The 20,110-nt window shown below is 38.6% G+C and carries 22 protein-coding genes and 1 tRNA gene; 9 read left to right on the top strand and 14 right to left on the bottom strand.

Going from position 1 to position 20,110, the window contains the following annotated elements:
* Positions 1-375 precede the first annotated feature (375 nt).
* Genes cls through AC4PG5_RS12795 form a run of 3 tightly spaced genes read left to right on the top strand, consistent with a single transcriptional unit; the run spans position 376 to position 2,929 of the window.
* Complete coding sequence (cls, locus tag AC4PG5_RS12805; protein WP_492030766.1) at positions 376-1,605, top strand: cardiolipin synthase; 1,230 nt, start codon at positions 376-378, stop codon at positions 1,603-1,605.
* 38 nt (positions 1,606-1,643) lie between these two features.
* Entirely contained in the window at positions 1,644-2,438 is a 795-nt protein-coding gene (locus AC4PG5_RS12800) for a thymidylate synthase (protein WP_492029244.1), read from the top strand.
* Positions 2,435-2,929 (top strand): dihydrofolate reductase, encoded by a 495-nt coding sequence (locus AC4PG5_RS12795; RefSeq protein WP_492029243.1) that lies wholly within the window; start codon positions 2,435-2,437, stop codon positions 2,927-2,929. The genes AC4PG5_RS12800 and AC4PG5_RS12795 overlap by 4 nt, the downstream gene beginning before the upstream one ends.
* Positions 2,930-2,934: 5 nt before the next feature.
* Here the strand turns inward: AC4PG5_RS12795 and AC4PG5_RS12790 are convergent, their stop codons facing one another.
* The gene (locus AC4PG5_RS12790) at positions 2,935-3,411 is read right to left on the bottom strand and encodes an Lrp/AsnC family transcriptional regulator (protein WP_492030765.1); all 477 of its coding nucleotides are present in this window, start codon (positions 3,409-3,411) and stop codon (positions 2,935-2,937) included.
* 154 nt (positions 3,412-3,565) lie between these two features.
* On the opposite strand from AC4PG5_RS12790, the gene AC4PG5_RS12785 reads away from it, so the two are divergent.
* Both AC4PG5_RS12785 and AC4PG5_RS12780 read left to right on the top strand, forming a co-directional pair.
* Positions 3,566-4,855, top strand: coding sequence for an IgA Peptidase M64 (locus AC4PG5_RS12785; protein WP_492029242.1), 1,290 nt, complete (start codon positions 3,566-3,568; stop codon positions 4,853-4,855).
* Between the two features lie 12 nt (positions 4,856-4,867).
* Entirely contained in the window at positions 4,868-5,401 is a 534-nt protein-coding gene (locus tag AC4PG5_RS12780) for a GNAT family N-acetyltransferase (protein WP_492029241.1), read from the top strand.
* A 200-nt stretch (positions 5,402-5,601) separates the two neighbouring features.
* Here AC4PG5_RS12780 and AC4PG5_RS12775 read toward each other — a convergent pair whose 3' ends face one another.
* From AC4PG5_RS12775 to AC4PG5_RS12735, 9 genes are all read right to left on the bottom strand, one after another.
* A complete protein-coding gene (locus tag AC4PG5_RS12775) occupies positions 5,602-6,069 on the bottom strand; it encodes an ExbD/TolR family protein (RefSeq protein WP_492029240.1) in 468 nt (155 codons plus the stop codon).
* Positions 6,069-6,659: an ExbD/TolR family protein gene (locus AC4PG5_RS12770; RefSeq protein WP_492029239.1), complete on the bottom strand. Its 591-nt coding sequence runs from the start codon at positions 6,657-6,659 to the stop codon at positions 6,069-6,071. Before AC4PG5_RS12770 ends, AC4PG5_RS12775 begins: the two co-directional genes overlap by 1 nt.
* A 35-nt stretch (positions 6,660-6,694) precedes the next feature.
* Complete coding sequence (locus tag AC4PG5_RS12765; protein ID WP_492029238.1) at positions 6,695-7,180, bottom strand: hypothetical protein; 486 nt, start codon at positions 7,178-7,180, stop codon at positions 6,695-6,697.
* 6 nt (positions 7,181-7,186) lie between these two features.
* Positions 7,187-8,020, bottom strand: a complete 834-nt coding sequence (locus AC4PG5_RS12760; protein WP_492029237.1) for a MotA/TolQ/ExbB proton channel family protein — start codon at positions 8,018-8,020, stop codon at positions 7,187-7,189.
* A 70-nt stretch (positions 8,021-8,090) separates the two neighbouring features.
* Positions 8,091-8,178: transfer RNA gene (locus tag AC4PG5_RS12755), tRNA-Ser, on the bottom strand.
* Positions 8,179-8,298: 120 nt separating this feature from the next.
* On the bottom strand, positions 8,299-9,078 hold the full coding sequence (locus AC4PG5_RS12750; RefSeq protein ID WP_492029236.1) for a TatD family hydrolase: 780 nt from the start codon (positions 9,076-9,078) through the stop codon (positions 8,299-8,301).
* A 7-nt stretch (positions 9,079-9,085) separates the two neighbouring features.
* Entirely contained in the window at positions 9,086-9,781 is a 696-nt protein-coding gene (locus AC4PG5_RS12745) for a hypothetical protein (protein ID WP_492029235.1), read from the bottom strand.
* Positions 9,782-9,792: 11 nt separating this feature from the next.
* Positions 9,793-10,764, bottom strand: a complete 972-nt coding sequence (locus AC4PG5_RS12740; RefSeq protein WP_492029234.1) for a polyprenyl synthetase family protein — start codon at positions 10,762-10,764, stop codon at positions 9,793-9,795.
* Between the two features lie 71 nt (positions 10,765-10,835).
* Positions 10,836-11,519, bottom strand: coding sequence for an energy transducer TonB (locus AC4PG5_RS12735; RefSeq protein ID WP_492029233.1), 684 nt, complete (start codon positions 11,517-11,519; stop codon positions 10,836-10,838).
* Between the two features lie 220 nt (positions 11,520-11,739).
* Between AC4PG5_RS12735 and cmk the strand changes: the two genes are divergently transcribed.
* From cmk to pfkA, 3 genes are all read left to right on the top strand, one after another.
* Positions 11,740-12,432, top strand: a complete 693-nt coding sequence (gene cmk / locus AC4PG5_RS12730; RefSeq protein WP_492029232.1) for a (d)CMP kinase — start codon at positions 11,740-11,742, stop codon at positions 12,430-12,432.
* A gap of 55 nt (positions 12,433-12,487) precedes the next feature.
* Entirely contained in the window at positions 12,488-13,351 is an 864-nt protein-coding gene (locus tag AC4PG5_RS12725) for a 4-hydroxy-3-methylbut-2-enyl diphosphate reductase (RefSeq protein WP_492029231.1), read from the top strand.
* Positions 13,352-13,463: 112 nt separating this feature from the next.
* Positions 13,464-14,444 (top strand): 6-phosphofructokinase, encoded by a 981-nt coding sequence (pfkA, locus tag AC4PG5_RS12720; protein ID WP_492029230.1) that lies wholly within the window; start codon positions 13,464-13,466, stop codon positions 14,442-14,444.
* Between the two features lie 106 nt (positions 14,445-14,550).
* On the opposite strand, the gene AC4PG5_RS12715 is transcribed toward pfkA, so the two are convergent.
* Genes AC4PG5_RS12715 through mtaB form a run of 4 tightly spaced genes read right to left on the bottom strand, consistent with a single transcriptional unit; the run spans position 14,551 to position 18,276 of the window.
* The gene (locus AC4PG5_RS12715; RefSeq protein WP_492029229.1) at positions 14,551-15,030 is read right to left on the bottom strand and encodes a methylglyoxal synthase; all 480 of its coding nucleotides are present in this window, start codon (positions 15,028-15,030) and stop codon (positions 14,551-14,553) included.
* On the bottom strand, positions 15,031-16,059 hold the full coding sequence (locus AC4PG5_RS12710) for a glycosyltransferase family 2 protein (protein ID WP_492029228.1): 1,029 nt from the start codon (positions 16,057-16,059) through the stop codon (positions 15,031-15,033). It abuts the gene before it with no gap.
* Positions 16,056-16,955: a lysophospholipid acyltransferase family protein gene (locus AC4PG5_RS12705; RefSeq protein WP_492029227.1), complete on the bottom strand. Its 900-nt coding sequence runs from the start codon at positions 16,953-16,955 to the stop codon at positions 16,056-16,058. The genes AC4PG5_RS12710 and AC4PG5_RS12705 overlap by 4 nt, the downstream gene beginning before the upstream one ends.
* 1 nt (position 16,956) lies before the next feature.
* The gene (mtaB, locus tag AC4PG5_RS12700; protein WP_492029226.1) at positions 16,957-18,276 is read right to left on the bottom strand and encodes a tRNA (N(6)-L-threonylcarbamoyladenosine(37)-C(2))-methylthiotransferase MtaB; all 1,320 of its coding nucleotides are present in this window, start codon (positions 18,274-18,276) and stop codon (positions 16,957-16,959) included.
* A 108-nt stretch (positions 18,277-18,384) separates the two neighbouring features.
* Here mtaB and AC4PG5_RS12695 point away from each other — a divergent pair, with 108 nt between their 5' ends.
* On the top strand, positions 18,385-20,058 hold the full coding sequence (locus tag AC4PG5_RS12695) for a long-chain fatty acid--CoA ligase (protein WP_492029225.1): 1,674 nt from the start codon (positions 18,385-18,387) through the stop codon (positions 20,056-20,058).
* The last annotated feature ends 52 nt before the right edge of the window (positions 20,059-20,110 follow it).

Raw genomic sequence — 20,110 nt, 5'->3', positions numbered from 1 at the left:
CGAACGAAAACCCATCAGCCCTCGAACGTGGGCTCTTCGGCCCTCGTTCGAGGGCTCAACAGCTGAAACCCACAAAATCACTAATGCAACAGCTTTTGTTCATAGTTTAATAGTCCCTATTTGTTAGACCATATGAGTGCATCACTTTATCCATCAAGTGAAGCTTGTCGTTTAAGGGGATAAATCGTTGATCTTTGCAGAAGTAAACAATAAGCAACTTCAAAAAAGTCTATATCGCTAGTGTTAAAGTAAACAAATTAAAAGCCATAGGGAAGTGCTCTAAAATAGAGATATTATATCTTTGTAACTTTCTAACTCTATAATAAAGAACCGATTTTGAGAAAAATTCTATTTACACTATTTCTTTGTTTATCGATTAGTTATTTACAAGCGTCTGAAACAGATAGTCTTATAATACGCCACGATAACATTACACAGTGCAGCGATTCTATTCTTTTTCAATTCTTACGAGAATCAAATATTCCCATTTCACACAATAACCAGATCAAGCTACTCACCAGTGGGCACGAGAAATTCGATGATCTGTTTGCAGAGATACGCAAGGCTAAACACCACATTCATTTGGAATATTTCAATTTTCGCAATGATTCTATCGCCAATGCATTGTTCGATTTGTTGGCACTAAAAGTAAAGGAGGGGGTAAAAGTAAGAGCCATGTTCGATGCTTTTGGTAATTGGTCGAATAATCGCCCGCTCAAAAAGAAACATTTAAAAGCCATCAGAGCCAAAGGTATTGAAATTGTCAAATTCGATCCTTTCACGTTTCCGTATATCAATCATGCTGCTCATCGCGACCATCGAAAAATTGTAGTTATAGATGGCAAAGTGGGATACACCGGAGGAATGAATATAGCGGATTACTACATTAACGGTCTACCCAAAATCGGTCCATGGCGAGACGTACATATTCGCATTGAAGGAGATGCCGTGAGTGAACTGCAAAAAATATTTCTGACCATCTGGAATAAAGAGACTAAACAAGAAATTGGTGGCGAAGAGTATTTCCCCAAACAAGAAGAGGCAAACGACAGTCTCCATTCGGCGGTTGCGATTGTCGATCGCACTCCAAAAGAGAACAGTCGGATTTTAAGTCGTACCTATGCCAGATCGATCGAAGCAGCTGCAAACAACGTACGAATTGTAAACCCCTACTTTGTCCCAACATCGTCTATCACCAAAGCTCTAAAGAAAAGTATAGAGAAAGGGGTCAAAGTTGAGATTATGATTTCATCAAAATCGGATATTCCCTTTACTCCGGATGCTTCCTTATACAAAGTACATAAATTAATGAAAAAAGGAGCTGTGATCTACCTTTACAACGGAGGATTCCACCATTCTAAGATCATGATGGTCGACGATTCTTTTTGTACGATAGGTACAGCCAATCTAAACAGCCGAAGTCTTAGATACGATTACGAAACGAATGCGTTCATCTTTGACTCTAAGATTACCCAAGAGTTAAACACAACTTTCGAAGCCGACACTCTGCATTGTACAAGGCTTACACCTGAGGTTTGGAAGAAACGCTCACCTTGGAAGAAATTCGTTGGTTGGTTTGCCAACCTATTTACTCCATTCTTATAATTTTTTTATAACTTTGCAAAAAGCACGTTCAATTAGAAATGAAACAATATTTAGATCTACTCCACAGAGTGCTAACAGAAGGCACCGAGAAAAGTGACCGTACGGGAACTGGTACTATAAGTGTATTTGGACACCAAATGCGTTTTAATATGGAGGAAGGTTTTCCCTGTCTGACGACCAAAAAGCTTCACTTGAAATCGATTATCCACGAACTTCTTTGGTTCCTAAAAGGAGACACCAATGTTAAGTACTTGCAAGACCATGGCGTTCGTATTTGGAATGAGTGGGCCGATGAGAATGGTGATCTAGGGCATATCTATGGCTATCAGTGGCGTTCATGGCCCGATTATTCGGGAGGAAGCATTGATCAGATCAGTGAAGCCATCGAAACCATCAAACACAACCCGGACTCAAGACGTATCATCGTCAGCGCTTGGAATGTGGCCGATCTCCCTCAAATGAATCTACCGCCATGCCATGCCTTTTTCCAATTTTATGTGGCCGACGGACGACTCAGCTTGCAGCTTTATCAACGTAGTGCAGATATTTTCCTGGGCGTACCGTTTAATATCGCGTCTTATGCCTTGCTCTTACAGATGATGGCTCAAGTCACCGGTTTAAAGGCAGGCGACTTTATCCACACCTTGGGAGATGCTCACATCTATACCAACCATTTGGAACAGGTTAAACTGCAACTAAGCCGTGAACCTCGCCAATTACCTAAAATGATGATTAACCCGGAGGTTAACAACTTGTTCGACTTCACATTCGACGATTTCGAACTTGTCGACTACAACCCTCACCCACATATCGCAGGAGCAGTTGCCGTATGAAAAAGATCTCCATTATTGCAGCTATAGATCAAAAAAGAGCTATTGGCTTTGAGAATAAGCTCTTGTTTTGGTTGCCTAATGATCTGAAAAATTTCAAGTCATTAACAACCGGTCATACCATTATCATGGGAAGAAAGACATTCGAGTCTTTGCCGAAAGGCGCCTTGCCCAACCGAAGGAATATTGTTTTATCGACCAATCCATCTAACAGCTATCCCGGTGCTGAAGTTTTCGGCTCTTTAAGTGAAGCATTAGACCATTGTCAACCAAACGAGGAAATCTTCATTATCGGTGGGGCTACTGTTTACGAACAAGCGATGAGTCTGGCTAATAACCTCTACTTGACAGAGATTGACGATCAAGCTCCTAAAGCAGATGCTTACTTTCCGGAAGTTTCAGCCGATCAATGGTATGAAAAAAGCAGAGATGTTCATCCTGCTGATGAGAAACATCCCTGCTCTTATGCTTTTGTCCACTATGTCAGAAAATAGAAGATTTACTCTTCATCAAAATCGATCATAATAGGCATTTGTCTTTTAATAGCCTCGTGAAATGAAACTAAAGTTTCAGTACGAGCCAACCCCAATGGTTGAAGTTTATCATGTATCACACTTAATAAATGATGATTGTTCTTGGCATAAATTTTAATAAACATATCATATTTGCCGGTTGTAAAATGACACTCTACAACTTCAGGTATAGCTTCTAATGCTTTTGTCACAGAATCAAAGGATTCAGGGTCTTTCAAGAAAAGGCCAATATAAGCACAAGTTTCATAACCAATTTTTTCAGGATCAATAACATATTCTGAGCCCTTCAAAATCCCCATATTTGTTAGCTTTTGTATACGCTGGTGTATTGCTGCCCCTGAAACATTACAAGCTCTTGCCACTTCCAGGAAAGGAATACGCGCATTCTCTGCTATCAATTTCAGAATCTGTTCATCTAAAGTATCTAACTGATGATGTCCCATTTTTAAACGAATTAATTTTACTATATGAAAAATTTGTGCAAAGTTAGCCATTTTTTGGGATAGAATACTATAATCTGTTACTTTAATTTATAAAAATACAATAAGTAAACAAAAAAATATATCTTTGTTACGATTTAACAAGAACTTAATAAAAATGAAACATCGTTATCTAATACTCGCTCTTTTTATCCTCGCAAGTGCTTATCTACGTGCACAAGAGTTCAGCAATTTCTTTACTGATCAGACTCTGAGGGTTGATTATATTTTCACAGGAGACCAAAGTCATCAATCGATCTGTTTGGACGAATTGTCCCAACTCCCCAATTGGTCTGGACGTACACATCATCTGAGTGATCTTCCATTAGAAGGCAATGGGCAAATCGTTGTACGCGACCTGCAATCACACACTTGCATTTACAAAACCTCATTCTCCTCTCTTTTCCAAGAATGGTTATCGACTGATGAAGCCAAAACAACATTTAAAGGATTTGAAAACACCTTTTTGCTCCCCTACCCCAAACAAGCAGTAGAAGTAGAAGTCATATTATTCAACTCCCGAAGAGAGATCATTGCTCAATTAAAACATATTGTAAAACCTGACGATATTCTCATCCATAAAAGAGGTTTGTCGCATATTACTCCCCATCAGTATCTCATTAAAAATGGAAGTGAAAGTGATTGCATCGATATAGCAATACTTGCTGAAGGATACACTTCTGAAAAAATGGATTTATTCTATAAAGATGCACAAAGAGCCTGCGAAAGTCTATTCTTCTACGAACCCTTCAAATCAATGGAAAAGCATTTTAATGTGATTGCTGTCGCTAGCCCTTCACTCGATAGCGGTGTAAGCGTTCCTCGCCAAGGAGATTGGAAAAAGACGGCATTAGGTGCTCACTTCGACACTTTCTATTCAGAGCGATATCTCACGACAAGTCGTGTCAAAAGCATACATAATGTCCTATCAGGCATTCCATATGAACATATCATCATTTTAGCAAACACGGATGTGTATGGCGGAGGCGGAATATATAACTCCTATACTCTAACCACAGCACACCATGAAATGTTTAAGCCTGTTGTTGCTCACGAATTCGGCCATAGTTTTGGGGGATTGGGTGATGAATACTTTTATGACAACGATGTAATGACCGATACTTATCCCTTAGATATTGAACCTTGGGAGCAAAACATCACGACACGAGTCAACTTTAAAAGTAAATGGGCAGATATGATAGACGCTAAAACGCCTATTCCAACACCACCAACAAAAGCATCGCAATATCCCGTTGGAGTGTATGAAGGAGGTGGATACTCCGCAAAAGGGATCTATCGACCGGCTCACAATTGCCGAATGCGAACCAATGAATACCCTGAATTTTGTCCAGTTTGCCAACGAGCATTAAAACGAATTATTGAGTTCTATACCAACGCAAATGAGTAGAAATTAAAAAACATGATACACTTCAAAACAATCATAGACACTGATCAAAAAGAATATCATCTTATGGAAAAGTTGCTAACGGCCGCTTTTCCAAAAGAAGAATATAGAGAATTGGCAGAACTACGAGCATACACAATCAAGCATCCATTATTCCACAATATTGCCATATATGATCAAGAGAATTTCATCGGACTCATAACTTATTGGGATTTTGATTCTTTCTATTATATAGAACATTTTGCGACTAACGCCAGAGAACGAAATAAAGGCTACGGCCAACAAATTTTAAGCCTCCTCACCGCTCAATTGAAACGCCCCATCGTATTGGAAGTAGAGCTTCCAAACGACGAATACGCAAAAAGAAGAATAGAATTCTATAAAAGGAATGGGTTTGTACTATGGGAAAAGGAATATAGCCAACCGCCGTATAGAAGTGGAGAACAAGAGTTACCAATGGCACTTATGGTGCAAGGTTCGTTAGATCCGGAAGAAGATTACAAAGACGTTAGAGAGAAATTATATACAGAGGTTTATGGCGTACGCTAACCCTTTAATAACCCTCCTTTCTCAAACCATAATTTTCTAATCTACAGTTCAGAGTATTCCCTATTACATTAGGGCAATTAAATCGGATTTAAGTAAACCAAAGAGAATATATCACTGATTAATATACTCCTCATTTTGAGAGGTAACAAATAAAAAAGGCGTATCTGTTTCAGATACGCCTTTTTCTCTATTAAGCTTAATTACTTTTCACGTTTTGTAGAAGAGTAGTTAATCTTCAAAGCATAAGCTTGACGAAGGGCATTCTTCACGTCTGTTACAATACCCATCTTCGTTTTCTGATCAACCTTCAAAGAAACCTGCATACTTGCCTGTTCATCTTCACGCATGCTTGCTCTTTCTTGGGTAATAAAGTCCTGTACTTCATCAACTTCAGCATAGCTATCATTGAGTTGAATACGGCTCTCAGTACCCATTTTCGCACGATATTGTTCAGTAGGTTCACCAATATAAATAAATGTAACCAGCGATTTTTTCTGCAATTTCTCAAGTTCAGTACCTTGTGGAAGTTTGAACTGTACCTTCAACGTTACCTCACGCATTGTCGTTACAATCATAAAGAAGAACAACAAGGTAAAAATAAGGTCAGGTAGAGAAGAAGTATTCAACGCCGGCATTTCACGTTTACCAGTTTTATTAAATTTTCCCATTACTTCTTTTCTCCGTATTTTTTAGGTTCTGCCTCAGATATTCTCTGCGGATAAATATCACGTATCGCTTTTTGTTGCTCTTCACTAAGTTCCGAACAAACTTTTTGCCATTTTTGTTGAGCTAATTCATCTCTCAACTCATTGTAAGCAGCAACAAGTTCATTTTGCACACTAATATATGCCTGATATGAAGATCCACGGTCGTTCTGCAAAGAAATAACGTGCTTATCAGAAACCATAGTCGGGCCAAAGAACTCAATTTCTTTTTGAGTTTTTTGAGGCTTAGTCTCATCATTTGCTACGTTCGCGATAAATTCTTTCGCTTTATCTCTTAATTGATCAATAGAAATGTATTCGCTTCCGCACATCAATTGATCATCTTTATTCAGATAAACCTGCAAGACATTACGTTCTTTGATTTTATCAGCATCTTCTCTTTTATTACTCTCTGGCGGTGGTGGCAGAAGTCTAGCCAAACCACGGTCAGTATCCATTGATGTCGTAATCAAAAAGAAGATAAGCAACAAGAAAGCAATATCAGCCGTAGAACTTGAATTAATATCAGGAACTTTTCTTTTTCCTTTTGCCATTGTAATTACTAATTTAATTGAATATCTTCAATTGATTAAGATAACTTTTTCTTAACACCACTAATAAAGATTGAAATACCGGTAACGGCCAACAAAATATAGATGGTATATAAGAACATATCTGTTACATTCAACCAGAAAGGAACATTGTCAGTTCCATCATAGCCAGGGATATTCAACGGAGTATCATCACCCATTGACCAAGTAGCAATTAAAAGAACAGCTAAAAGCAAAAGACCAAGTAATGACTCCAATGCCTTTTTAGGATTATCTCTAAGTGCTGAACCAAATTGGAATACAGCAGCAACAAGAGTTGCAGCTACAGCTAAACCAAACAAACCGTATACTGAGAATAATAGAGTATCAGTTTGTGCAGGTTGCCACATTTCTGGATCGACTCCGGGAATAACCGCTTCACCTACAGCGTTTCCGCCAAAGTAGAAGAGTCCCAAAACGACAAGAATAAGGGCAAACATCGCATACAGAGCGTAATACGATACTTTATATGTTAACTTACTCATTTTAGATTATTTTTTGTATTTCAAGTTATATTTAATTACCATGTCAAGCAAAGAGATAGAAGAATCTTCCATTTCGCTTGTAAGAGCTTCAATTTTAGAAAGCACATAGTTATAGAATACTTGAAGAATCAAAGCAACGATCAAACCGAAGATAGTAGTGATCAAAGCGACTTTCATACCACCTGCTACAACTGTAGGAGAGATATCACCAACTTGTTGGATTTTATCGAACGCTTGAACCATACCGATTACAGTACCCAAGAATCCTAAAGATGGAGCCATAGCGATAAACAATGTGATCCAAGAACATCCTTTTTCAAGGTAACCAGCTTGAACACCACCGTAAGAAACAACTGATTTTTCTACAACATCGATACCTTGATCAATTCTCATCAAACCTTGGTAGTAGATAGAAGCGATAGGACCTCTTGTGCTACGAGCGATATCTTTAGCAGCTTCAACATCACCTTTTTCCAATGCAGCTTCGATAGATGCCATAAATTTCTTTGCATTAATTTCAGCCAAGCTCAAATAGATGATACGTTCAATACAGAAAGCCAAACCGATAACCAAAGCAATAGCTACCAAACTCATGAAAGAAGCAGTACCTTCAATGAATTTAACTTTAATTTCTTTGTGGATACCACCTTCTTCAGCTGTAGCAGGAGCAGCATCTTCTGTAGCAGCAGGAGCAGCAACAGCATCTGCAGATGCTTGATCAGCAGCAGGAGCCGCTTGTTCTGTTTGTTCTGCAGCAGGTGCATCTTGAGCCTGAGCTAGTTGAGTTGAGCCAAATGTTAAAGCTCCAATCACAGCAACAATTGCAAATAACTTTTTCATTGTGTGTCTAATTTTTAAGATTAATTAATTGATTATTATTATATTTACTTCACGTCTATTTTAAAAAATGCGGAGAAAGCGGGATTCGAACCCGCGATACGCTTTTGGCGTATACACGCTTTCCAGGCGTGCCTCTTCAACCACTCGAGCATCTCTCCTTAAGAGCTTTTAGCATTTTCAGCTACAAATGTATCCTTTTTTTTCTTTTCTTGAAGCATTATCCCTTTTTTATCTATAATAAATGCTGCAAATTAATATAATTTAAAATCTAAAAGAGCTTATTTTATCATTCCAAACATTTTTAAAGTATTCCGAGAAGTGATTTCAGCCACTTCTTGAGGGCTCATTTTATAAATCTCAGCAACTTTTATTAAGATATATTTAAGGTTTGCACTCTCATTCCTCTTACCACGATTTGGCACAGGAGTTAAGTACGGAGAATCGGTTTCCAGGACTATTCGATCAATCGGAATAATCTCCAAAGCCTCCTTTAGCGTAGAGTTTTTAAAAGTAACGACCCCATTAATCCCAAAAACAAAATGTTCAAACTCCATAAGCTGTAAAGCATCCTCTTTGGTTCCGGTAAAACTATGAAAGATACCTCGTAATTCGGTTTCTTTATAAGGTTCTAACACCTTATATATATAGGGAAAAGCTTCACGCGAATGAATTACAATAGGCAAATGATATTTGATGGCCCAAATGACTTGCTGCCTAAAACTGACAATCTGCTGTTCTAAGAATGTTTTATCCCAATATAAATCAAGTCCGACTTCCCCTATACCAATAAATGAATTAGGGTTTTCAAGTCTCTCCTTAATAACATTTAATTCATTTTCATAAGACTCATTCACTGAAGTTGGATGCAAACCAATTAATGGAAAACAGTAATCTTTATACTGATTACAGACGTTCAACAAAGGTTCAATAGTCGTTTGATCAATGTTAGGCATAAAGATATGAGACACACCGGCTAAACGAGCTCGCTCTATAACGACTGATAAATCGTCAGTGTATTCTTCTAAAAACAGATGAGAATGAGAATCTATTATTTCCATTAAAAAATTATATTATTCTTTTTTCGCCTTTGCGATAATAGTAAATAATTCCATATTCACCACACTTATTCAAACGTTCATAAGATGAAGGTATTTCACTAAAAGAAGCCTCGAGTTGATTCCAAATATCTAAGATTAGTTGATCGGCATAAGGTCGCATCCCAGCCAGTTTTTCTAGACTATCAACTGTCAAACGTTGATCATTCTTATAAGATTCATGGATCTCCAAAAAAAGATCATAATGCACTTTCACCTTAGCAATGGTCGGATTATAAATAGGAACCCCACCTTCGGAAACGCGCTTCATTTCACCATCAATCACTGCGCGTCCACAACTTATAACAGCGGCCTCAGATAACAAATCAGGCACGACATGTTCTTTAGGTAAGTTATAATATGCCTTATATCCAGATTTTATCTCCCCACGAATGATTGAAAAGTTCAGCACTTGAATAAAATGTGAAAGATAAAGTTTTGCATTTTTTAATTTAGTTCGATATTGATGGCTGTTACGAACCTGACTATCATAACATTCTTTATAATAGCTATATGCCGTCTGAAAACGTAAGAAAAAAGACCGAGCCTCTATTAACGATTTTGAATCTAAGAGCAAAACACCACCTCGTTCACTGCATTTCTGTATCACAGTGTCCAGAGCTCTCATCCGAGCTTGATCCGTATTAGGCAGTCGTCTATAAGGCATTAAAGATCTATTTACACATTTCTAAACATTAACGCATGAACCATTTTTTTCAACTCCTCCTTCCTCAAATCATAAACATCAACTTCTTCTAGAAGAGCCATTGCATGATTATAGTATTCATTCATTTTCTTTTCGCAAATAGTGCGAATACCCAATCGGTCATAAATAGCCGTTACCCCCGCAATCTTTTCATCTGGAGAGTTATCTGTATTCAGCCAATGGATTAAATCAGTTCGTAATTCACCTTTGGCCAACTCTAAAGCTTTAATAAGCATAAATGTTTTCTTATTGCATAAGATATCACCACCTATATTTTTGCCAAAAACTTCAGTTACTCCATAAACATCAAGAAGATCATCCTGAAGTTGAAAAGCAAGACCTATTTGGATTCCAAACCGATATAACAAGTCCGCATCTTTGGGGCTTGCCCCACCCAGAATGGCTCCAATCTTTAAAGCAGCAGCCAAAAGCACAGCCGTTTTCAATCGGATCATTTCAAGATATTCGATATCAGTGACATCATCTCGATGTTCAAAATCAACATCAAACTGCTGTCCTTCGCAAATTTCCAAAGCAGTAGCATTAAACACCTCAGCCACTTTAGAAAGATACATAGAGGGGCACTCCGTTATAAACTGATAAGCTAAAACCAACATTGCATCACCCGATAAGATTGCCGTATTATCATCCCAAACTTTATGGACAGTGGGTTGACCTCTACGTTTATCCGAGCGATCCATTAGATCATCGTGCAACAACGTATAGTTATGATAAACCTCAATTCCCACAGCAGTATTATAGACAGCAGAAAGTTCATCTTTATAAAGATGATGAGCAAGCATCATTAGCACGGGTCTAATACGTTTACCACCTAAAGACAAAACATACTTTATAGGATCATACAACCCTTTAGGCTGTCTATCGAACGATACCGTCGAAAGATGATCATTAAATTGATTAAGTAACTGATCGGATGTGTACATTATAAAATAAAAATATGAGATAAGACAAAGGCTGCCATTCAGCAGCCTTTGTCTTAATCTGTATCAATGAATTACTGCAATCTAAACATTACAGGAACTGTATACTTCACACGAACGGGTTTACCACGTTGCATACCTGGTTTCCACTTTGGCATGCTATTGATCACGCGTAATGCTTCTTTATCCAAATAAGGATCGACACTACGAACAACCTTCGCATCAACGATACTACCGTCTCTATTTACAACAAACTGAACGATTACACGACCTTGCGTTCCATTCTCTTGAGCGATAGTCGGATATTTGATGTTCTTTGCCAAATATTGCATCAAAGCAGCCTGACCGCCATTAAATTCTGGCATATTTTCTACAACTTCGAAAATAGTTTGTTCTTCAGGTTCTTCTTCTTCTACTTTAACAGGAACATATTTCACTTCAACTTTCTGTCCAAGTTCTTCAGTATTTGCAATAACAGTTTCTTCCACATCAGCTTTATCATCTATAATTTCAAGCATATCTGCCATTTTAGGTGCATCAGGAGGAGGAGGAGCTTGTTGTTGCGGAGTTTCCGTTACCGGGATAATTTCTTCTTCAAATACAACGTCAGTTAGAGCTTGGCTTGTATCAATCTTCACGTCACGCTTTGTCCATTCGAACGCCACGAACATGATTGCTAATACAACCACGTAACCAACGAGCAGCCATGTAGACTTTTTGTTCTCCAAGTCTGCTTTGGGTGATTTTTTAACTTCCATAAATTATAATATAATATTAAAAATGTCAATTCAGATATCTCTACTGGGCAAATATAGCACATTTTTATATATTCTTCCAATTACAAGATCTTTTTTGAATAGGTTTTTTATTTTTTTAGATATTCATTCATTATCTGATTGTTTTTTGAATCTAAAATGAGGTTGATTTTTAAAATACCCTTATCTTTGGCACATATATCTTCAAACGAAAAAACATAAAATGAAAAAAATAACCATAGCAATTGACGGGTTTTCTTCTTGTGGAAAAAGTACCATGGCTAAGGATCTGGCACGAGAAATAGGCTATATCTATGTAGATAGTGGAGCAATGTATCGTGCTGTTACGCTACACTGCATTAAAAATCAGCTCTTTAAAGACGATCTATTAGATATAAATCAATTAAGAAACGATATTCCTCAAATAGAAATCAGATTTAAGATTAACAAGGCAACCTCGCTACCGGAAACATTTCTAAATGGCGTGAACGTTGAGAAAGAAATCCGTACCATGGAAGTTTCATCTAAAGTAAGCCAAGTTAGCGCCATTGATTTTGTTCGAGAAGCGATGGTCGCTCAACAACAAGCCATGGGGCAAGAAAAAGGCATTGTCATGGACGGCCGGGATATAGGAACCACAGTTTTCCCAGATGCAGAATTAAAAATATTCGTCACTGCTTCGCCTGAAATCAGAGCAACCCGTCGATATGACGAATTAAAAGGCAAAGGCTTAGATGCTCAATACGAAGAGATTCTTGAAAATGTAAAACAGAGAGACTATATTGATCAAAATCGAGACATTAGTCCTTTACGTCAAGCTGAAGATGCTTTATTGCTTGATAACACAAACCTAACAATAGAACAACAAAAATCTTGGCTGATCAATCAATACGAACGCATAGTTAGCAGAGTATAATTTGGCCAAGTAGCCATCGTTCTAATGATTCTTTAATATTTTAATCACAAGATTCATGGTAGAAATCAATATTGATCCCGGATCAGGATTTTGTTTTGGAGTAGTCACTGCTATAAATAAAGCAGAAGAAGAGCTAGCAAAAGGAGAAAAACTTTATTGCTTAGGAGATATCGTTCACAATAGCAGAGAAGTCGAACGATTAAAAACCATGGGGTTAATCACCATTGATCGCCAAGAATTCAATCAACTACAACACTCTAAAGTTCTCCTTCGTGCACATGGAGAGCCTCCTGAAACCTATAATATCGCAAAAGAGAATGGGATTGAAATCATTGATGCGACTTGCCCTGTAGTACTCAGGCTACAAAAACGAATTAAGGAGATTTTCCTAAAAGAAGGAAAAAATAGCCAAATCGTTATATACGGAAAGAATGGACATGCAGAAGTTTTAGGCTTAGTTGGTCAGACTAACGGTCATGCAATTGTTATAGAAGACCTTGAAGAAGCGAAACAATTAAATTTCAACAGAAACATTCGTTTATTCTCGCAAACCACAAAATCTTTGGATGGATTTAAGGAAATTGTTGAATATATTCAATCACACATGCAATCTGATGCAACATTCGAATATTATGATACGATTTGCAGACAAGTAGCCAATAGAATGTCCAATTTACGTCAATTTGCTCAATCTCACGATCTTATATTCTTTGTAAGCGGAAAGAAAAGTTCGAATGGCAAGGTACTGTTCGAAGAGTGTCTAAAGGTAAATTCTAACTCATATCTCATTGACAATAAAAAAGATATCGATTTAAGTCTCCTTAAAGATATTCAATCAATAGGCATTTGCGGAGCAACATCAACCCCTAAATGGTTAATGGAAAACATCTGCGATTATATTAAAGAAAACATTAAATAATCAATTTAACGTTATTTATAACAAGAAATAACACAATCATAACAAAGAGCTCTTTTTCATTAAGCTTTTTGCTATCTTTGCGCAGTAAAAACAAACAAAAAAATAAAATTGTATGGGAACAGTTAAGTGTATTGGAATCTTAACCTCCGGGGGAGACGCTCCCGGCATGAATGCAGCTATTCGGGCAGTAACTCGTGCAGCCATCTACAACGGACTACAAGTAAAAGGTATATATAGAGGTTACAAAGGACTAGTGACCGGTGAGATAAAGACATTTAAAAGTCAGAATGTAAGTAACATCATTCAACTTGGAGGTACCATCTTAAAAACAGCACGCTGTAAAGAGTTCGCCACCAAGGAAGGGCGTCAACAAGCTTATGAAAACATGAAAAAGGAAGGGATCGACGCTTTGGTTATTATCGGCGGAGACGGATCTTTAACCGGTGCTCGTATTTTTGCCCAAGAATTCGACGTTCCCTGCATCGGACTTCCAGGAACAATCGACAATGACCTTTATGGCACAGATACCACTATCGGATACGATACCGCGCTCAACACCATCCTAGATGCTGTCGATAAAATTCGTGATACCGCAAGTTCACATGAGCGCCTATTCTTTGTTGAGGTAATGGGACGGGATGCCGGATTTCTGGCATTAAACGGAGCAATTGCTTCAGGAGCAGAAGCCGCAATCATTCCAGAGTTCAGTACCGAAGTGGACCAACTAGAGGAATTCATTAAAAACGGATTTAGAAAATCTAAAAACAGCAGTATCGTTATTGTTGCAGAAAGTGAACTCACAGGAGGAGCCATGCATTATGCCGAACGTGTTAAAAATGAATATCCGGAATACGATGTAAGAGTCACAATCTTAGGTCACTTACAACGTGGAGGAAGTCCAACTGCTCACGACCGCATACTTGCGAGCCGTTTGGGTGCTGCAGCCATTGATGCCATTATGGAAGATCAACGCAACGTTATGATTGGCATTGAAAATGATGAGATTGTTTATGTACCATTCTCTAAGGCGATTAAAAATGACAAACCGATCAAAAAAGAATTGGTCACTGTTCTAAAAGAATTATCCATATAAAAGAAGACCAATACTTCATACAAGAAAAGCCTTTATTACAATGTAATAAAGGCTTTTTTAATTTTCTTCAAGAAGGTGCGATCCAACCCAAGACTAAATCTAATGTCTATAAATCCTGTTTATGGTCGAACCTCTTCACATATCCGGAATAATCCGGGTGAGTTCTCTTGTATGACGAATCAAAGAACAAAGGACTTGAAATGATATGATCAGCCGTTGATCGATTGCAACAAAAAATAATATTTTCAACTCCGGCCAAACGAGTCAAGGCTTTAATATCAGTATCATGAGGTTGCAACGTCATTGGGTCAGTAAAGAAGAACAAATAATCGATCTGTCCATCAACAATCCGAGATCCCATCTGTTGATCTCCCCCTAAAGGACCAGACTTCAAAATAGTAAAGTCCCACTCTATCTCAGGATGCTTTTCCGTCAAGGCTTTCAACACCAAAGTACCGGTAGTGCCAGTACAGAAGAATTTATGTCCCATAAGTTGTTTTGAATGGCACAAGACCCAATCTATTAACTCCTTTTTCATAGCATCATGGGCAACTAGCCCAATGCCTCTCCGAATCGTATTTTCCATTTATTTATGATTAGAATATAACAATTGAGAAAACAACTTTCTCCCTTTTATGTAATATTGCCACAAGATACAGATTTCCATTCTTTCCGGCACTCTATTTACAGAAGATTTCTTTAAATTGATCGTCCTCGCCTCTTCAAAAGTCGGCTTAAGCTTCTTATATTCGGTACGAGCTGAAAGTACAGCCTGAGCATTTTTAAAATCCCCTTTGACCAAGAAGACAATAAGCGCCAAATAATCTAGAAAAAAACGAACAAACATCACACGCTTCAATTCATCCGATGGAAGATTCTTGTAAATCATGATCAGATTATTACGAAAGTTCAAGAATGTTTTTCTAGGATTTTCTTTATTGAGAGTCCCCCCCCCTACATGATAAACAACACTATTAGGAATGCAGACAACACCTTCGCCCCGGGAACGTAAACGCCAACACAAATCGATCTCTTCCATGTGAGCAAAAAAACGAGGATCCAGTCCACCGACCTCAAGGTATTTCTCACGGCGAATAAACAAAGCCGCTCCTGTAGCCCAGAAAATTGGCATCACCTCTGCATATTGACCCAAATCTTTTTCGACTGTTCCTAAAATCCGCCCTCTGCAAAACGGGTATCCATAGCCATCGATAAAGCCTCCGGAAGCTCCCGCATATTCAAAAGAAGCAGGATCATGGTAACTTCTAATCGTCGGTTGACAAGCCGCAACTTTAGGATGAGCATCAAGATAAGAGACTAACGGAGTCAACCATTCTTTGGTTACCTGAACATCCGAATTAAGCAAAACAATATATTCCGCCTGGATTTGCTCTATAGCCAGATTATATCCTTCGGCAAACCCATAGTTCTGATCGAACAGAACAAGTTTAACCATGGGGAATTCAGCACGCAACATCTCAACAGAGCAATCAGATGAGCCATTATCAGCAACCCAAACATCTGCTAAATCGGAAGAATGCTCAACGACAGAAGGGAGGAATTGGCGAAGCATCTCCACCCCATTCCAATTTAATATAACAACTGCGACTTTCATTTTTTTAAAGATTCGCTATCTGCGCGTGAAGCCTTCCATCTTTTATGAGACCAAAGCCAATACGCCGGTTCGTCCATAATCGTCTGTTCTAAACGCCGAGCAAACATCTCGGTAATCTCATTATCGTTTAACTGAGACGGAGTTTCAGCCATCAAATCAAAATAGACTTTACAATATCCTCTCTTCTCTTTTTTCAGATCACAATAAAACACTGGGAATCGCATCATCTTAGCAATACGATCGGCACCTGTTAAAAAAGCCGTCTCTTGGTTCAAGAACTGAGTCCAATACTTCTCATCAGCCGCCGGCCATTGGTCAGTAATCAATCCAACTACCATTCTTTTCCCATCACGCTTCAACTTTATCAATTCACGCGCCGTCTGATGTTTGGGAACATTATGCCCTCCAAAACGAGAACGCAAGAAACGAAACAGATGATCAAGATATTGATTCTTCAGAGGTTTATAAACCTGAACAGGCACATCTCCTTCATTTAGCACAGCCCCCATGCCGATAATCCATTCATAATTAGCATAATGAGGAATAACCAAAATAATACCACCGTATTTCTCGATCATCTCCAGAAACAGATCCACATTCTCATAAGTCATCCGTTGTTGAAGTTCATCGGAGGAGATTCGCATCAACTTAATGTCTTCGAAAAAATAATCGCAAAGATAACGGTAGAATTTTTTCTCGACTTTCAAACGCTGAGCAGACGCCATATCAGGAAAAGAGTTCGCAATATTCCGCCGAACCACTCTTCTCCTATAACGCAGGATATAATAAACTAAATAATAACACAGGTTAGACACTCCATATAAAAAGCTGAAAGGTAATCCGGCAACAATCCACATCCCCGAATAAACCAACCAATATATCAGTTTCGATCTCATATTATATTAGAATTGTACCCAATAAAGCGGTTTTATCTTCATTAAAGCCTCCAAGATCAACTTCAACGATGTGATTATCGAGTGCTGATTGATTGTCGACCTCCACTCTAATATAATTTGCCGTAAATCCATGCATCGGCGTTCCAGCTTTGGATTTCTCCATAAGAACAGCCATCCGATGTCCGATATATTGTTCATAAAAAGCCTGAGTCTTCTGATCAGATAGGCTAAGCAAACGTTGACTTCTATGATGTTTATCTTCGGACGAAACAACATGATCTATTTTTAAGGCCTGTGTGCCCGGACGCTCCGAATAACTGAATACATGCAATTGAGTCACATCTAAACCGGAAATAAACTGATAAGCTTTTTCAAAATACTCCTCCGTCTCCCCACGTGTACCCACAATAACATCCACGCCAATAAAGGCATGGGGCATAACCTCCTTTATCTTCTTGACCTTACTTGCAAATAACGCAGTATCATACCGACGACGCATTAACGATAAAACCTCGTCACATCCCGATTGCAATGGGATATGAAAATGGGGCATGAATCGTTTGGACTGAGCCACAAACTCGATGATCTCATCCGTCAACAAGTTTGGTTCAATCGATGAAATGCGATACCGTTCAACACCATCCACTTCATCCAACGCTTTGACCAGATCAAAAAACGTTTCACCGGTTGTTTTCCCAAAATCACCAATATTAACTCCAGTCAGAACAATCTCTTTTCCACCTTCCGACACCGCTTGCTCCACTTGTTTTACCAACGACTCAATGCTGCCGTTTCGGCTTCGTCCACGCGCAAAAGGGATCGTACAATATGAGCAGTAGTAATCACACCCATCTTGTACTTTTAGGAAATATCTCGTTCGATCTCCTCTTGAACAAGAAGGAGCAAACGAACGAATATCTTTTGTGGCACTAGCAAATGCTTCTCCCTCCTCATGCTTATTCAAATCACCTAAATAAGCCAATATATCTTTCTTTTGTTCAGCCCCCAAGACAATATCTACGCCCTCTATTTTAGCCACGTCATCGGGGCGAAGCTGGGCATAACAACCCGTAACTACGACAAACGCTCCCGGATGTTGTCTAGTCAAGCGATGAATAGCCTGCCGACATTTCTTATCGGCCGTGTCCGTTACCGAACAAGTATTCACAATGCAAATGTCGGCCTTCTCTCCTTTACGAGCTGTGCGTACGCCAGCATCTTTTAAGAGTTTACCAATGGTCGACGTTTCCGAAAAATTCAATTTACAGCCTAAAGTGTAATAAACAGCCGTTTTATTTTGAAAAACAGTAGTATCAATCATAACTATTAAAAACACATATTTGGGGCAAAGTTACACATTATTATTAGCAAACACTTTAAGGAGCCAAAGATTATTTCTATTTTTGCACAATTCATTTAAAAACGTGCAATGATAAAAGAGAATTTTATAAAGCTGTACGAAAACAGTTTTCGAGAAAATTGGGATTTGCCCTGTTATACCGATTATGGAGAAAATATTGATTATACCTACGGCGAAGTAGCCCAAAAAATTGCAGAACTCCATTTATTATTTAAACATTGTAGTCTACGCAGAGGAGATAAGATAGCCGTTATCGGTAAAAACAACTCCCATTGGTGTATTGCTTATATGGCAACGATCACTTATGGAGCTATCATTGTCCCTATCCTTCAAGATTTCACTCCAAACGACGTTCATCACATCGTTAACCATTCCGAATCTGTTTTTCTTTTCACAAGCGATTCCATCTGGGAGACCCTCGAAGAAGAAAAGCTAAGTTCAATAAGAGGCATTCTTTCATTAACCGATTTCCGTTGTTTACATCAACGAGATGGAGAAACCATCCAAAAGTATATTAAGAACATTTCCACAGCCATGGAAAATCATTATCCAGACGGTTACACTTCTAAGCAAGTTCAGTACACGAGTCTGTCCAATGAAAAAGTCATGCTACTTAATTATACTTCCGGTACAACCGGTTTCAGCAAAGGCGTCATGTTAACCGGGAACAACTTGGCGGGAAATGTCACCTTCGGCATACGAACCGAACTATTAAAGCGTGGAGACAAAGTTCTGTCTTTTTTGCCGTTAGCCCACGCCTACGGATGTGCATTCGACTTTCTAACGGCGACAGCAGTTGGGACTCATGTCACATTATTGGGTAAAATACCCTCTCCAAAAATTTTAATGAAAGCCTTCGAAGAGGTCAAACCCAACCTAATTATTACCGTCCCATTAGTCATCGAAAAGATCTATAAAAATGTCATTCAGCCCCTCATCAATAAACGAGGAATGAAGTGGGCTTTAAACATTCCCCTACTAGACAACCAGATCTATTCACAAATCAGGAAGAAACTCATCGACGCATTAGGAGGCCGATTCAAAGAAGTCATCATCGGCGGTGCCGCTATGAACGCCGAAGTCGAAGAATTCTTCTACAAAATTAAATTTCCATTCACCATTGGCTATGGGATGACCGAATGTGGTCCATTAATCAGCTATTCGCCATGGGACGAATTTGTGCCAGGTTCTTCCGGAAAGATCTTAGACATCATGGAAGCCAGAATCTACAAAGAAGATCCTAGTGCTAACATTGGCGAGATCCAAGTAAAAGGAGAAAACGTCATGGTAGGCTATTACAAAAACACGGAAGCCAGTCAGGACGTTTTCACGACCGATGGTTGGCTACGCACAGGCGATCTAGGCCGCATAGATGCCAACGGACATATCTTCATCAGAGGACGTTCTAAATCAATGATTCTAGGTCCAAGCGGACAAAATATTTTCCCGGAAGAACTTGAGGCTAAACTCAATGACATGCCATTTATTCAAGAAAGTCTAATCATTGAACGAAACAAGAAACTAGTCGCATTGGTCTATGCCGATTACGAGTCACTAGACGCTTTAGGCTTAAACAACCCAGATAACCTAGAGACCATAATGGACGAGAACCTCAAAAACCTAAATAGCTTAGTTGCTAGTTATGAGAAAGTCAGCAAAATCCAACTTTATCCGACAGAATTTGAAAAGACGCCCAAAAAGAATATAAAGAGATACTTATATAATAGTATCGCACTGGAATAATGACACTCTTTGAGACCTAAATCGTTAAAAACGAGCAAACTCAAAAAAAAAC

The organism is Bacteroides sp. QWL-09 (assembly GCF_058683585.1).
Note: the sequence above shows the minus strand (reverse complement) of the source record. Positions and strands in the feature narration are given on the sequence as shown.